At 61.5% G+C, this 15,596-nt stretch carries 13 protein-coding genes; 11 read left to right on the forward strand and 2 right to left on the reverse strand.

What is annotated here, in order from left to right:
- Positions 1 to 104: 104 nt before the first annotated feature.
- Together mgrA and LCM4577_RS13510 are read left to right on the forward strand one after the other, a co-directional pair.
- Positions 105 to 1,151 (forward strand): L-glyceraldehyde 3-phosphate reductase, encoded by a 1,047-nt coding sequence (gene mgrA, locus LCM4577_RS13505; RefSeq protein WP_071071664.1) that lies wholly within the window; start codon positions 105 to 107, stop codon positions 1,149 to 1,151.
- A gap of 141 nt (positions 1,152 to 1,292) precedes the next feature.
- Complete coding sequence (locus LCM4577_RS13510) at positions 1,293 to 1,697, forward strand: Fur family transcriptional regulator (protein ID WP_040987339.1); 405 nt, start codon at positions 1,293 to 1,295, stop codon at positions 1,695 to 1,697.
- A gap of 114 nt (positions 1,698 to 1,811) precedes the next feature.
- Here LCM4577_RS13510 and LCM4577_RS13515 read toward each other — a convergent pair whose 3' ends face one another.
- Positions 1,812 to 2,432: a LysE family translocator gene (locus tag LCM4577_RS13515; protein ID WP_071071735.1), complete on the reverse strand. Its 621-nt coding sequence runs from the start codon at positions 2,430 to 2,432 to the stop codon at positions 1,812 to 1,814.
- A gap of 10 nt (positions 2,433 to 2,442) precedes the next feature.
- Complete coding sequence (polA, locus tag LCM4577_RS13520) at positions 2,443 to 5,595, reverse strand: DNA polymerase I (RefSeq protein WP_371410048.1); 3,153 nt, start codon at positions 5,593 to 5,595, stop codon at positions 2,443 to 2,445.
- A gap of 331 nt (positions 5,596 to 5,926) precedes the next feature.
- Here polA and LCM4577_RS13525 point away from each other — a divergent pair, with 331 nt between their 5' ends.
- The 9 genes from LCM4577_RS13525 (at position 5,927) to LCM4577_RS13565 (ending at position 15,515) form a co-directional block, all read left to right on the forward strand.
- Positions 5,927 to 7,312, forward strand: a complete 1,386-nt coding sequence (locus LCM4577_RS13525) for a M20/M25/M40 family metallo-hydrolase (protein WP_071071669.1) — start codon at positions 5,927 to 5,929, stop codon at positions 7,310 to 7,312.
- Positions 7,313 to 7,404: 92 nt separating this feature from the next.
- On the forward strand, positions 7,405 to 8,028 hold the full coding sequence (locus LCM4577_RS13530; RefSeq protein WP_040987334.1) for a ribonuclease D: 624 nt from the start codon (positions 7,405 to 7,407) through the stop codon (positions 8,026 to 8,028).
- A gap of 67 nt (positions 8,029 to 8,095) precedes the next feature.
- On the forward strand, positions 8,096 to 8,299 hold the full coding sequence (locus LCM4577_RS13535; RefSeq protein ID WP_040987332.1) for a hypothetical protein: 204 nt from the start codon (positions 8,096 to 8,098) through the stop codon (positions 8,297 to 8,299).
- A 77-nt stretch (positions 8,300 to 8,376) separates the two neighbouring features.
- Positions 8,377 to 8,523 (forward strand): hypothetical protein, encoded by a 147-nt coding sequence (locus LCM4577_RS13540; RefSeq protein WP_040987330.1) that lies wholly within the window; start codon positions 8,377 to 8,379, stop codon positions 8,521 to 8,523.
- Between the two features lie 46 nt (positions 8,524 to 8,569).
- Entirely contained in the window at positions 8,570 to 10,537 is a 1,968-nt protein-coding gene (locus LCM4577_RS13545) for an acyltransferase family protein (protein ID WP_157900465.1), read from the forward strand.
- A gap of 688 nt (positions 10,538 to 11,225) precedes the next feature.
- A complete protein-coding gene (locus LCM4577_RS13550; RefSeq protein ID WP_244508312.1) occupies positions 11,226 to 11,621 on the forward strand; it encodes a hypothetical protein in 396 nt (131 codons plus the stop codon).
- Between the two features lie 560 nt (positions 11,622 to 12,181).
- On the forward strand, positions 12,182 to 12,391 hold the full coding sequence (locus tag LCM4577_RS13555; RefSeq protein ID WP_244508313.1) for a hypothetical protein: 210 nt from the start codon (positions 12,182 to 12,184) through the stop codon (positions 12,389 to 12,391).
- Between the two features lie 457 nt (positions 12,392 to 12,848).
- Positions 12,849 to 14,546 carry a hypothetical protein gene (locus LCM4577_RS13560; protein WP_071071671.1) on the forward strand — a complete coding sequence of 566 codons (1,698 nt, stop codon included), beginning with the start codon at positions 12,849 to 12,851 and terminating at the stop codon, positions 14,544 to 14,546.
- Positions 14,547 to 14,549: 3 nt separating this feature from the next.
- Positions 14,550 to 15,515 (forward strand): HNH endonuclease, encoded by a 966-nt coding sequence (locus LCM4577_RS13565; protein ID WP_083354720.1) that lies wholly within the window; start codon positions 14,550 to 14,552, stop codon positions 15,513 to 15,515.
- Positions 15,516 to 15,596: the final 81 nt, after the last annotated feature.

The following is a 15,596-nucleotide window of genomic DNA, read 5'->3' on the forward strand; positions in this document are numbered from 1 at the left end:
CCCTCTCCCCGTTTCGACGGGGAGAGGGTAATGATTAGGGGCAAGCATCGATTCAATTTATCCGGTGGCGATCTCTGCGCCGCTTGTATCCCGAGGATTCCCCCATGCCCTATGTCGCCGCCGAGAACCGCTACGAGGCAATGGTCTATAACCGCTGCGGGCGGTCCGGTCTGAAGCTGCCGGCGATCTCGCTCGGGCTGTGGCACAATTTCGGCAACGACACGCCGCATCGGACCAAGCAGGCGATTGTGCGCAAGGCTTTCGACCTCGGGATCACGCATTTCGACCTCGCCAACAATTATGGGCCGCCGCCCGGTTCGGCGGAAACCGCGTTCGGCGAGATCCTGCGCACCGATTTCGCCCCTTACCGCGACGAGCTGATCATCTCGACCAAGGCCGGCTACGAGATGTGGGCCGGCCCCTACGGCGAATGGGGCAGCCGCAAATATGTGCTGGCGAGCCTCGACCAGAGCCTAAAGCGGATGGGGCTCGACTATGTCGACATCTTCTATTCGCACCGTTTCGATCCCGAGACGCCGCTGGAAGAGACGATGGGCGCGCTCGACCAGGCGGTGCGCTCGGGCAAGGCGCTCTATGCCGGCATCTCGTCCTACAATTCGCAGCGCACGCGGGAAGCGGCCGACATATTGAGGCAGCTCGGCACGCCCTGCCTGATCCACCAGCCGAGCTATTCGATGCTCAACCGCTGGGTCGAGGAGGATGGGCTGCTCGACACGCTGGAGGGGCTCGGCATCGGCTCGATCGTGTTCTCGCCGCTGGCGCAAGGCATGCTGACCGACAAATATCTGGGCGGCATCCCCGAGGGCAGCCGCGCCAGCCAAGGCAAGTCGCTCAAGCCGGCGTTCATCAACGACAAGTCGATCGCCAACATCAAGGCGCTCAACGCCATCGCCGCCCGCCGCGGCCAGACGCTGGCGCAGATGGCGCTGGCCTGGGTGCTGCGCAAGGGCCGGGTGACGACGGCGCTGATCGGCGCCAGCCGGCCGGAACAGGTCGAGGATTGCGTCGGCGCGCTCAAGGCGCTCGAGTTCTCCGATGCCGAGCTCGCCGAAATCGACACCTATGCGCGCGAGTCCGACATCAACCTGTGGGCGGCTTCGGCCGAACGCAAGGGGCCGCCGCGCAAGTAAGCCGGCGAACCATCCCCGTCCGCGCGCCTCGGAAGGGACGCGCTGCGGAAACAGTGGCAAAATCAATCGTTCGTCGCTATCTCAAGGGAATTGAGGTCGTTCGCATCGAGATTTGATGCGGGCGTCGATTGGGCGAACACAATGACGGCAAGAGATGCGTTGACCAAGAACCAGCTCTGCGTGCTCGAGAAGCTCGAGGCGTCCAGCGGGCCGCTCAGCGCCTATACGCTTCTGGACCAGTTGCGCGAGCGCGGTTTCCGTGCGCCGCTGCAGGTCTATCGCGCACTCGATACGCTGGTGAAATCCGGCTTCGTGCATAGGCTTGAGAGCCTCAACTCCTTCGTCGCCTGCGCCGAGCCGCACGACCACAGCCATGCGATGACCGCCTTCGCCATCTGCGACAATTGCGGCCAGGTGACCGAGATGTCCGACCACGACGTCGACCACCGACTGGACGAATGGGTGCGTTCGACGGGATTCGCGGCCAAGAAGGCGGTGATCGAGTTTCGCGGCGTGTGCGCCAAGTGCAGAGCTGAAGCAGCCTGAGATACTTTTGGGCGGCCAGAGCCGGTCAGCGAAAATAGAATCGCAGCCCCGCTCTATCTCTTTATTTTACGCAATTCCGGACGGAAAACCGCTCACACTTTTCCTGGAATCGCTTTAACGCGCCGTCGACCAGGCGAACCAAATCGCGACTAGGGCCAACATGGCGGAAAGCACCTTGCGGGCGATGCTTTCGCGGCGAGGATCGTTGAGGAATGGCTCCAGCGTCCCCGCCAAAATCACGATGATGGCATGGATGGCGGTGGCGATTGCGACATAGACCGTCGTCAGCAACGCGGTCTGGGCGAGTGCCGGCCTGTCGGGCTCGATGAATGTCGGAAGCACGGCTATGTAGAAGATCGCCGCTTTCGGGTTGAGCAGGTTGGTGACAAGTCCGCGCGTGAAATACTTGCCGTTCGGCGTGCTGCTGGCGGAAACCACATCCGTGCCGGCCGTCCAGCCTTCCCAGGCCAGATAGAGAAGAAACAGCGTGCCTGCCCAGCGGAGCCCTTCGTAGAGCAGTCTGGAAGCCTGGATCAATTCGGCGACGCCGAAGGCGGCGATGGCGCCGATAATGGCGAGGCCCAGTGCGATGCCGGCCACCGTGGCGAAGCCGGCGCGGCGGCCATCATTGGCCGACACCAGAGCCAGATAGGTCATGTTCGGCCCCGGCGTCAGCTCGATCAGCAGGGCAGCAAGCGCGAAAGAGAGCGGCGTGGCCGTCGAGAGCGGCAGCATCTCGCTCACATCAGTGCGCCTCGTCCCAATTGTCCGCCGCCCGCGCGTCGACATGCAGCGGCACGGACATCGAGACGGCCGGCATCGGCGCGTTCTCCATCACCTTGCGCACAACGGGGATTGTCGCCTCAACCTCGGCTTCCACGGTCTCGAAGATCAGCTCGTCATGCACCTGCAAAAGCATGCGGGCCGAGAGCTTCGCCTTCTCCAGTGCCTCCTCCATATGCACCATGGCGCGGCGGATGATGTCGGCGGCGGTGCCCTGGAGCCTGGCGTTGATCGAGGCGCGCTCGTTGAAGGCGCGGATCGACGGGTTGGAGGATCGTATCTCCGGATAGTGGATGCGGCGGCCGAAGATGGTCTCGACGAAGCCGTTCTCCCGCGCATAGGCCTTGGTTTCCTCGATATAATCGCGGATGCCCGGGAAGCGCTCGAAATAGCGCTTGATATAGGCGCTCGCCTCCTCGCGCGGGATCGACAGCTGGTTGGCGAGGCCGAAGGCCGAGATGCCGTAGATGATGCCGAAATTGATCGCCTTGGCGCGCCGGCGCACTTCCGAGGGCATGCCCTCGACCGGCACGTTGAACATTTCCGATGCGGTGATGGCGTGGATGTCGGCGCCGTCGGCGAAGGCCTGCTTGAGCTGCGGGATCTCGGCGACATGGGCAAGCACGCGCAGCTCGATCTGGCTGTAGTCGGCCGAGACCAGCTTGTGGCCCTTTTCGGCGATGAAGGCGGTCCTGATCTTGCGGCCCTCGGCCGTGCGCACGGGGATGTTCTGCAGATTGGGATCGGAGGACGATAGCCGCCCAGTCGTCGTCGCGGCCAGCGCGTAGGAGGTGTGGACGCGATTGGTGCCAGGATTGATGAAACCGGGCAGCGCGTCAGTATAGGTCGATTTCAGCTTGGTGAGCTGGCGCCAGTCGACGATCTTGCGCGGCAGTTCGTGGCCTTCGGCGGCAAGATCCTCAAGCAGCTGCGCCGAGGTCGACCACTGGCCGGTCTTCGTCTTCGAGCCGCCCGGCAGACCCATCTTGCCGAACAATATGTCGCCGAGCTGCTTCGGCGAGCCGATGTTGATGCGCTCGCCGACGATCCCGTAGATCTCTTCCTCGACGCGGGCAGCGCCCTGCGCCAACTCGCCCGAAAGCCTGGACAGGATCTGGCGGTCGACCGAGATGCCGCGCTGCTCCATGCGAGCCAGCACCGGCACCAGCGGCCGTTCCAGCCGCTCGTAGACGGAAACGAGGCCCTTGGCCGGCAGCCTCGGCTTGAGCACCTGCCAAAGCCGCAGCGCCAGGTCGGCCTGCTCGCCGGCATAGGCGGTCGCACGCTCGATATCGACCTGGTCGAAGCCGATCGCGCTCTTGCCCGAGCCGGCAAGTTCCTTTTTCGTCGCCGGCGCGTGGCCCAGCCACTTCTCCGACAGCGAGGCGAGATCGTGACCGCCGGAGGTGCCGGCGTCGAGCACGTAGGAGATCAGCATCGTGTCGTCGAACGGGGCGACCTCGATGCCGTGACGGCTCATCACGACGATGTCGTATTTCATGTCCTGCACGATCTTCAGGACCGACCGGTCCTCGAGCAGCGGCTTGAGCAGCGCCAGCGCCTCGCGGACCGGGATCTGGTTCTCCAGCAGGCCGCCGCCAAGCAAGTCGCCGTTGCCGGTTCTGTGGGCGAGCGGCAGGTAGACGGCGCGGCCCGGCGCGATCGCCATGGACAGGCCGATGAGATCGGTCTGCATCGGGTCGGAAGACGTGGTCTCGGCATCGAAAGCGAGGATGCCGGCGTCGCGGGCTTCGGCAATCCAGGCCTCGAGCGCGGCCGCATCGCGGATGGATGCATAGGCCGAAGGGTCGATCTTGCGCGCCGACGCCTGTTCCAGCCGCAGAGCCGACAGCAGCGATGGGGTGTCGCCTTGCGGCGGCGCGTCCTCGCCCCTGACCGGCGCAGCCGGCTTGGCGGCGCCGTTTGATTGAGGCGCCGGCTGTCTTGGCGGCCCGCCGGCGCCGACATCGGGACCATGCGCGGTGTCGGCCCGCTCGACGGTGACGGCGGAGGCCTGGACGTCGCCGATCTCGGTCGCGGTCGCTTCGGCGACGCGTCGCGTCAGCGTCGTGAACTCCATGGTCTTCAGGAAGCCGATCAGCTTCGGCCCGTCCGGCTCATGCAGGACCAGGTCGTCCAGTCCCTCTTTCAGCGGCACGTCGTTCTTCAGCGTTACCAGCTCGCGCGAAATGCGCGCCTTGTCGGCATTGGCGATGATGGTCTCGCGACGCTTCTCCTGCTTGATCTCGGAAGCGCGCGCGAGCAGCCCGTCAAGGTCGCCGAACTGTTCGAGCAATTGCGCCGCGGTCTTCGGGCCGATGCCGGGCACGCCCGGCACATTGTCGATCGAGTCGCCGGTCAGCGCCTGCAGGTCGATCATCTTTTCCGGCGGCACGCCCCATTTCTCGATTACTTCGGGGATGCTGATCCGGCGATCCTTCATGGGATCGTACATACGGACCGTCGGACCGACCAGTTGCATCAGGTCCTTGTCGGAGGAGACGATGGTGGTGTCGGCGCCGACCTCGCAGGCGAGCCGGCAATAGGTGGCGATGATGTCGTCGGCCTCGAAACCCTCCATCTCGATGCAGGGCAGGTTGAAGGCCACGGTCGCCTGGCGGATCAGGCCGAATTGCGGGATCAGGTCTTCCGGCGGCGCCGAACGGTTCGCCTTGTACTCCGGGTAGAGATCGCTGCGGAAGGTTTTCGAGGAATAGTCGAAGATGACGGCGAAATGCGTAGGCGCAATGCCCACGCTGGTGTTGCGGGCGTCCTGCATCAGCTTCCACACCATGTTGCAGAAGCCGAGCACGGCGCTGGTCGGCAAGCCGTCGGATTTGCGATTGAGCGGCGGCAGCGCGTGATAGGCGCGAAAAATGTAGCCGGAGCCGTCGACAAGGAAGAGGTGATCGCCTTTTTTCATGCCGGCAGGGATAGCGCGGCCGGGCTTCGCGGTCCATGCCAAAGGCGGTGGAACCCACCGGTTCGGGCAACACCCCTGACAGTTCCTGTCCGGCAAAGCGCGTCGCGCTGAAACCGATTCAGGCGACGCGCTTTGGGTCTTTTTGTTGGTGCAGTCGTTTTCCCAAAACCGCCGCACACTTTTGGGCGACATGCACGGAAAATTCGCCGCTCACGGGCATGTTACAAAAGTGTAATTTTCGTGCCCTTGAATCGCCACGTTCACAGACCCAAATAAACGTCATCGGCATTTTTCGCCGAAGTCCGGAGTAAGGCCCGTCCCCCGCCTATCCCGGGCAAACTGCGGCAGCCTATCCCCCCTCTCCGGGCTGCCGCAACGTTTCGAGTAGAGACCGCCGTGGTTCCCCCTCCACCACGGCGGTCTTCTTTTATCCTCGCCACGATTGCATCTTGGTCTAACGATCGCGGCTTTTCGTTTTCGGCGTGGCCCTTTAGGGTCTGCCCAAAATCGAAAGGCAAAAAGCATGTCCAGAATCTCCCCCGTCCTCGAGCGTCTCGACCAGAATCTCGACCAGAGCCTGGAGCGGCTGTTCGGCCTGCTCGGCATCAAGTCGATCTCCACCGATCCGGCCTTCGCCGCCGACTGCCGCAAGGGCGCCGAATGGCTGGTCGCCGAGCTCAAGCTGATCGGCTTTGACGCGAGCGTGCGCGACACGCCCGGACATCCGATGGTGGTGGCGCATCACGAGGGACCGGCGGGCGCGCCGCATGTGCTGTTCTACGGCCATTACGACGTTCAGCCGGTCGATCCGGTCGAGTTGTGGGAAACCGATCCGTTCGCGCCGTCGATCAAGGAGATCGAGCCCGGACGCAAGGTGATCACAGGGCGCGGCTCGGCCGACGACAAGGGGCAGCTGATGACCTTCGTCGAGGCGTGCCGTGCCTGGAAGCAGGTGCATGGCAATCTGCCCTGCCGCGTCACCATCCTGTTCGAGGGCGAGGAGGAATCCGGCTCGCCGTCGCTGAAGCCGTTCCTGGAAGCCAACGCCGCCGAGCTGAAGGCGGATTTCGCGCTGGTCTGCGACACCAGCATGTGGAATCGCGAGACGCCGTCGATCTGCGTGTCGCTGCGCGGCATGGTTGGCGAGGAGGTCACCGTCAAGGCGGCCAGCCGCGACCTGCATTCGGGCCTCTATGGCGGCCCGGCCGCCAATCCGATCCGCATCCTCGCCAAGATCCTCGCCGACGTGCATGACGAGAATGGCCGCGTCACCATTTCGGGCTTCTATGACGGCGTCGAGGAGACGCCTAGCCAAGTGCTGAAGTCCTGGGAAGGGCTGGGCGAGACGGCCGAGACCTTCCTCGGGCCGGTCGGCCTCTCCATTCCAGCCGGCGAGAAAGGCCGCTCGGTGCTTGAAATGACCTGGGCAAGGCCGACGGCGGAATTCAACGGCATTATCGGCGGCTACACCGGCAAAGGCTTCAAGACGGTGATCGCGGCGGAAGCGTCGGCGAAAGTGTCGTTCCGGCTCGTCCACAAGCAGGACCCGAAGAAGATCCGCGCCGCCTTCCAGGCCTTCGTGCGCGAGCGCATTCCCGGCGACTGCTCGGTCGAATTCCACCCGCATGGCGGCTCGCCGGCGATCCAGCTTTCCTACGACTCGCCTTTCCTCGCCAAGGCCAAGGACGCGCTGTCCGACGAATGGGACAAGCCGGCGCTGACCATCGGCAGTGGCGGCTCCATTCCCGTGGTCGGCGATTTTCAGACTTATCTCGGCATGGAATCGCTGCTGGTCGGCTTCGGCCTCGACGACGATCGCATTCATTCACCGAACGAGAAATACGAGCTGACCTCCTTCCACAAGGGGCAGCGGTCCTGGGCGCGCATCCTCGACGCGCTGACGCGTTGAGGTTCGGTTTCACGAAAGACGTGAGATTCAACTTTTTGTTGATTTTTCTCCGGATCGCAGCGAGGACGGATTAAGCCGATCCGGAGAAGAGAATGACCGCAGACATCCGTTTTCACAAAAACGACTTGCCCGACCTCGCCCGCTACAATGTCGGCGCGGTGGCCATCGACACGGAGACGCTGGGGCTCAACCCGCATCGCGACCGGCTCTGCGTGGTGCAGATCTCGCCCGGCGACGGCAGCGCCGATGTCATCCAGATCGCGCCCGGCCAGAAGAAGGCGCCGAACCTCGTCAGCCTGCTCCGCAACCGCGCGATCACCAAGCTGTTCCATTACGGCCGCTTCGACATCGCCGTGCTCTATCATACCTTCGGCGTGATGGCGGAACCGGTGTTCTGCACCAAGATAGCCTCGCGGCTCGTCCGCACCTACACCGACCGCCATGGGCTGAAGGACCTGTGCAACGAATTGCTCGGTATAGGCCTGTCCAAGGCGCAGCAATCCTCGGACTGGGCGGCGGAAACGTTGTCGCCCGAGCAGCTCGAATACGCCGCCTCCGACGTGCTTTACCTGCATCGTCTGCGCGAGGTGCTTGCGGCGCGCCTGGCGCGCGAAAATCGCACCAAGGAGGCGGATGCCTGCTTTCGTTTCCTGCCGACGCGCGCCAAGCTCGACCTGATGGGCTGGGCGGAGGAAGACATCTTCGCGCATAGCTGACGGAACCCGGCGCGTCGAAAGGACGTTGGGGCCGGTCTATGGGGGGCCGGTTCATGGAGGGAGTGAGATGGCAGAGCGCAAACCGATAGAAAGCGCGCCGAAGGACGGCTCGAAGGTCACCATCCTGTGGAAGGACGGCGACGGCGTCGTCAACGAGTCCATCGGCCAATATCGTGATGGCGGCTGGTGGGTCTACACCGACAGCGACACGCAAAAGAAGGTCGATCCGACGAGCTGGCGCCCAGCATCGGGCGATGAGGACGACCAGTAGGCGCCCGCTGCCGGCCTTTTCAAAGCAGGCGTGAGATCAAAGCAGGTGTGAGACTTGGTCGCAACGAGGGGACGCGAATGAGGCAGAACACGCTCTATCTCATCATCGGTGTGCTGATCGCGGTGATCATCGCGCTCGGCATCTATGTCTATCGCGAGCACACCAAGCCGAAAGGCGTCGAGCTCAAGATCGACGACAAGGGCATTTCGATCCAGCAGAATTGACCATGGCGGCCGGGACAGGCCGGCGCCGTGAGGGACCAGACTGGCTTTGCGAGACGACATTGCGCCGGGGGGATTTCGGCCGGAGATACAGGGACTGCGCGGGCTTGCCGTAGCCTTCGTGGTGATTTTCCATATCTGGCCGGCAGCGCTTCCCGGCGGCTATGTCGGGGTCGACATCTTCTTCGTTATCTCCGGCTTCCTTATCACCGGCCTGCTCACGCGCATGGCGCTCAGCGAAAACGGCATCTCGCTCGTCGGCTTTTACACGCGCCGGGTCAGGCGGCTGCTGCCGGCGGCGATCGTCGCGCTCCTGGTCACGCTCGTGGGAACGCTGCTGTTCGTGTCGGACGCGTGGTGGGAAGAAACCGCCAGGCAGGTGATCGCAAGCGCGCTCTATGTGCAGAACTGGCGGCTTGCCGAACAGGCCGTGGATTATCTCGGCGCCGAGGACGCGCCGAGCCCCGTCCAGCATTTCTGGTCGCTGTCGATCGAGGAGCAGTTCTACATCGTCTGGCCGGTGCTGATGATCGCGGCGCTGTGGTGGGCCAGACGTCGCGGGCATTCGCCGGTGCAAATGCTCACCTTCGTGCTCGGCGTGGTTCTGGCGGGTTCGCTCGCGGCTTCCGTCGCRCTCACCCGATCCGATCCTGCATGGGCCTATTTCGTGACCTTCACCCGGGTCTGGGAGCTGGCCCTTGGGGGATTGCTGGCACTGACCCTCGATCGATTCCAGCCGAACGGGCGCGCGCGGACAGCGATGGCTGTTGCCGGCATGCTGGCGGCGCTGACATCGGCGGTGTTGTTTTCAAGATCGACCGATTTTCCAGGCTCCAAGGCGCTGCTGCCGACGCTCGGCGCGGCTCTGGTCATTGCGGCCGGCAGGGTGCGTGTGGGCCGCTTCCGCGGCCTGGATATCTCGGCGCTGCGCTATGCCGGCGATCGCTCCTATTCGATCTATCTATGGCATTGGCCGCTGATCATCTTCTATGTGGCGCAGCGCGGCTCGATCGGCCTGGTCGATGGCGTTCTGCTGATCATCGCCACCCTGGCCGTTTCCGATCTCTCTTATCGCTTCGTCGAGCAGCCCTATCGCCATTCGCGCTCGTCGCTGGCATGGCGGCCGTTGATCGACGGCACGGCGGCGATCGGGGTGTGCGTGGCGATGGCCGGCGGACTCGTCTATGAGGTCGACCGGCAGCCCATCGACACCAGCCAGATCGGAACGCCGAATTATCCGGGACCTGCGGCCTTGCTGGCGAACGCTGTCGTCCCCCAAGGCGTCAAGCTGCTGCCCCCTTTGWGCAAGATCGGCAGCGACGTGCCGATCATCTACAAGATGAAATGTCATCGGGAGCAGAAGAGTGTCGACGCGACCGGTTGCCAGCTCGGGGATCCGGCGGGAACAAGGACCATCGTCGTGATGGGCGATTCCCACGCGGCGCAATGGGTGCCGGCCGTCGACAAGATCGCCAAAGACAGAAAATGGAAGCTCGTCACCTTCACCAAGGCGGCCTGCCCGGTAACCCGGGTCACCATCCTTGACGACGGCAAGCCGTATGAGCAATGCGCGCTGTGGCGGGAGAAGGTTCTCGCCGAAATCGCGAAGCTGAAGCCCGATCTCGTGATCACCAGCCAGAGCAACTACACCGGCGTCGCGCGGGACGCGATGATCGAGGGATTGCGCAGCGTCTGGAGCGAGATCACAAACCAGGGCGCGCGTGTCGTCGCCATCCGCAACACACCTTTCAGTCTGTTCGATCCACGCAATTGCCTCAGAACCGATCCCGGCAAATGCGTCAATCCGCGCAGCGAGGTCGAACGGGAAAACATCTACGCGCTCGCCGCCCGGTCCGTGGCGGGGGTGAGCGTGGTCGACATGAACGACGCGCTATGCGGCAAGGACAGTTGCCCGGCGGTGGTCGGCAACATCGTGGTGCTGCGCGACAACCATCACCTCACGGCAACCTACGCGCTGGCGCTGGCGCCCTACCTGGCCAAGGCAGCGGGACTTTGAACGACCATCCAGTCGCAATGATAGGTGCCCTGCGGGTGGTCGACCTATTCCGAACGATACCGCGAGACCGTTGGATTCAGAAAATCCTAAGGGTTTTCAAAAGGCTGCATAAACCCTGCTTTAACCCGCCTTTAAGGGTAAGTGCTTGTTTTTGTTGCAGGCCGTTACCGGTCGCTTGCATTTATGAGTTTTGGCCAAGGCAGGCGTGCAGTCCCTCGCATTGCCATTCAATGACCGTGGTGAACTCTGCGAGGTTGCAGCTTCAAAGCCGGTCCCCGCAACCAATTTTATCATAAATCAATAACCGTCCCGGTCTGACCGGGGCGGTTTTTGCGTTGGATGGCACGCAATCGTGGTCGTTGATGATCGGCTGGACCCTAAACAGCTAAGTCCATCAACACCAATTGCTCTAACGCCATCTTGCTTCGCGAGATTTGACCAGGAAGCTTTTTTGAAAGCGATCCCAATGAGTGACATATGGGAGGACCGGAAAGAGGCACATGCATGACACGACGAGAATTCTCCCGCGAGGAACTCTTCGCACTGGTCTGGAAAGGCCGACCAGCGAGATCGCAAAGGAACTCGGTATCTCCGATGTGGCACTCGCCAAGCTTTACAGGCGCCTGCAGGTCCCCAAGCCACCTCGAGGGCCAAGGTTCAGGCAGGAGGTGGTCCCCGGCGCCCACCGTTGGGTGCCTTCCGCGAAGAGATCGATCGGCGCCGGCGTGACACCGCGCGCATCCAAGCAGCCGGAACTCTCTCCGATCTTCAACAGCAATTCTACAACGCCGCTGTTGCTGACCTGAAGGCGCAAGGCGTCGACGCTGCTGCGGCCACCGGAAACAGACTCCATAAACTCGATCCGGACCTCGCGGCGCAACTTCTGCTGCTGATCCAGAACCGCGCCCACGAATGGGTCAAGCAGGGAAGGATCGATGCCCGCTGGAGCCACTCGCTGCAGGGAAGCGCCGCAAGTCTCGTCGGGAAGCTGCTTCCATTAGCCCGGCCCCAGCTTCTCATGTTTGAGAGTGAGCAAAGGACCGTTGGTCGGTCGGGAACGGCCCCGCCGTTCTTGTCCGGCTGACCGCTCCCTTACAGGAGCTGATTGCTTCTCTGGTGCGCATGGGGTCCGCGAACACCAGCTCCACCATGTGGTGATGCCGCTGACGTCGACTAACCATTCCTGGTCTGCCCGCTACATCCACGCGCCGGATTCTCGAATGTCTCTGGACAGCACCCTCTGCGTCTCCGCCTCAGAGATTTGGGTGCAAAGCACGCGACGTGCCTGGCGAGAGGAACAGCCGCCTGAGTGCATCGGTACCGCAAGATTGGCGCTGCGCGAAATCATGCCAATCGACTACATGCCCACTCGCGAAGTAGCCCTGCCTCCTTCCATCACCAGAGCGACCGTTGCGCCCAACCGTAGTCGGCTCCAAGCGCTGATAGACGCGGAGCAGGTGTGCGAAATGCTGTCTGGAGCCGCGCGCGCCATGGAGCGAACCGCGCCCAACGATACCCTCGCGCTGGCAGACAGAACCTGGTTCGGCGCCGACTCGCCCGTTTCGGTCGGCTCGGGATGCCTGGGCGCGGATCGAAGAACAGCTGGATCAATGGGAGACGGAGCTCGAGTCAGAACGCTCGGCAGTGGCAAAATCAATTCTCGGGATCGATATCGGTGATATCGTGACTGGGCAGGTTCAAGGCCGCATTGTCCGCATTTCTGTAACGAGCACGGCCGTCTACTCCAGTGAGAAAGGCATCATCTTTGTGGTCGACGGAACTCGCTTCCGGAAGGACGGTACGCTCGGCAAGCAGCAGGACGAGATCAGGCTGTATTTTGCAGATGACGGTTAGTCGTCCTTGATTCCCAAGAAGGCAACCGATCTGCGGTCGTGCACTGGTCGCGCCGCGGCAGCTGCTGTTATGACTAAGCCCTGATACTTCTTGCTAGTTGTACCAACGTCTCAAATGCCGGTTGACTGGCCGGATGAAAAGAATGACGCGATCGTCGCGGACCAATTTGCGATGCTTGCTCACGACATCACTGGGAAGCCCTCCGGCAAAGGCCAACGCATAATCGTCTCCTCCAAGCCGCGATCGGACGCTCGCGCGCTCGATAGAGTACAAGGAGCGGGCGCGTTAAGGACAACAGCGAACATCTTGGGCACGGGTCTCGCCACTGGCCCGGGCGCGACTGGCGCTGGATAGTAAATCGCCCCATTCCCTATTTTGGACTTGGCCCACGCTGCCATTTCCGTATCTTAGCGTAGCGTCTCTCGGCGGCCATCGATACATTGTTAAGGGGGCATCATTGGGTAAGTTGTTTGAATACCCGTGCGTAACGGTACGGCAGTCGACCGAGGCAAAGACGATCCTGCTTTTCTCAGCTTCGGCGACTGAGATAGAGAGGTGGATCGGCATTCCGCAACGTCTAAGCCTGTCTGGTACTGAAACCGCCGGTTTCCAGCGTACGGTGTCGCCTGTGCGCGAAGCCGCTCTGCGCAAGTTCTTTGCCGAGCCAAATAATGTTATCCAGAACCCTCTCCTTTGTGCTGTCCGGCAGGCTGCGGGAATTAGGGTTACCTATAAGCCGGACCCCGCAGATCAGCGCACCGGTCACGTCATGATCGAGCTTGAAGATTTCGAGGCGATGACCCTTCAGCAGCTTCTTTCTGCAGCCCGAGCATATTTGGAAAGTCGAGTTTCAGGCCTGGCCACCAGGCCAATCCCCACTGAGTTGATCGTCGAGCTGGAAACGCAGATCAACGCTGGTGCATCTTTGGCGGCCACGCCTGATGAAGAGGGTGCGACCCAAGAGCCGGACGACGGCGACGAGGTGTCGCTGTCCGAGCCCGCTGAGGATGCGCTATTTGATGAATCCCAAATCTCGACCTTCTGGGATCATCTGCGGGCACGTGAGGAGATTACAAAGAAGCTGGGGGCAGAAGCTCCTGACGAGCTGGCCGGCTTTTCGCGCGAAATTCTGATCTCCTATCTTCGCCCGATTATTCTCGTCGATGGGCAACACCGTTTGCGCGGCGCTATCCTAGCCGCGCAAGATCAAGCAAATACTAGTGCCCAGGGCGAAGATTTGGTCGCGAGTGGTGCTCTTCCCGCCGAGGCAGCCTCAACAGTAGCCAGTCAGATTGCACGGCATTTGCCTGTATCGCTGCTAATGGACGACTCGCCTGCGGAGCATGTCTTTCAATACGTTCTAGTCAATCAAAAGGCGACGCCTGTTCCCAAAGCGCTTCTCGGCACAATCATTTCGACGAGCCTTGCCGAGGGGGAGCTCGCAACGATCGCAGCCCGGCTCGAAGACGCCAAGATCCCTCTGGAAGGAGCGCGCGTCATCTCCATTCTCTCGCGCGCTGAAGACAGTCCGTTCCGGGGTTTGGTCGCAAAGGGATTCGGGTCCGACGACAGCAGCAAGCTTCAATGGAACGTGGTCGGCTCATTGAGCGACATCTTTCGCTACCTAAAGGGTGCCCGTTTCTACCATGAGACAACAGATCACGCTTTGACCTGGCAAAAGCATCATCTCGCTGGATCAGCAATCATATCAGACTGGCAGGCGCTGGAATTCGAAGGGCCGCAAGATTTTTGGCAGGATCTAAGCGGCCCGTGGATGGCTGTCTTCAAGAGATTCTGGAGTGAGGTTCGCAAGAAATTGGCGTCGGAAGACATCAATGCGCCGAATTTCTGGGGCGATCCGCGCAGCTCAAACATATTCAACAAACCAATGCTGCATATCTTAGCTGCAGATTTCTTTTCATATCTGCGCGAGCAAAAAACGAAGATCGGATCTACCGAAGATATTCCCGCTCTTGTGAACGGGTGGCTAGAATATGTTTCAGGCCAATATTTCGCGCGCGATTGGAAACTTTCCGGTGTGAAAAAAGACTCTGTGGGCACGAGACGCCAGTGGTCGAAGTTGTGGGCAACACATCGCCAACAAGGGGGAAACCCGCCAGCGGCCGCGGAGTTCTCTAAAATATTGAAAGCCTAGCGCGTGGCCATCGATGATGAAATCCACTTCGTTGCTGGGACCCCGATTGGACCTGCTGGCAGCTGGGATTACAGCGCGGTCACGGCTATGTCGCTGCGGAGCGTTCCGGAAATTTTCTTGGGTGATCAGCAGTCAATTCTGCGCGGCGACCAATATCGTTTGTGGTTGCGCTGGTTTTTTGAAGGCCTTGTGAGCCCCCTCGCCATTGCGCGAAATGCCGCTTTGGAACGGCTTGATGTGTACGCGGTCGTACTGAAGCGGATCGAACTGTTGTACCCTATGGTCGATTCTCCACGTCGTCGGGACCTCACTGAAAAAATTACGGATCACATTTTTGCTGAGGTCGAACGGATACGCCTTTCGGTTGCCCGAGATTTTGCCGACAAAGCGACTAAGCTTGCACTCCTTGCGGAGCGAACACCGCCACGTTGCTACATTTGCGGATTTGCATTCTCTAAGGGAGCGCAAGATGCCTTCCTGCGCGTAAAGGGGCGGGAAGCAGTTCGGCTTCCGAAGCTGGTCGACGTCTTTCGTCCTCGCCTTCTCGACCGAGACATCAGCATCGAAATCGAGCATGTGGTGCCCGTTGCCGCCGGCGGCCATGGTCTGGACAACCTCCGACTCGCATGCGGGTGGTGTAATAAACACAAAAGTTCCAAGGTCTCGCTATATGAAGCAAGTCATGTGCCGCCCAAAATACCCGGCTTCCACGTCGGGGCGCATCAAATACACGAGTTGCCTCACCCGTTCTGGACCATCCGGATCCTCGCCCTGCGTGGCCAATGCCGTCATTCGGCGGGATGCGACCGGACAGCAAAGACTGCCGAACTATTCATCTCACTTCTTGATTGGCAGGGCTCGCCGAATCCGATGAACCTGACTGTTTTTTGCCAGGAACACGACCCAATAGCAGCCGATAGGTTTCATGCGGCGTCGAAAGTTGCAGAGTTATGGGGTGAACGAAGGTAGCCTCGACTTTGACACATCTCGCCCGTTGCGCAGGCCAGAAATCGGTGGGAGGCGTACAAGATATCAGCCGGCTATGCCGCA

Source organism: Mesorhizobium sp. LCM 4577 (genome assembly GCF_001854795.2).
GTDB lineage: Bacteria > Pseudomonadota > Alphaproteobacteria > Rhizobiales > Rhizobiaceae > Mesorhizobium > Mesorhizobium plurifarium.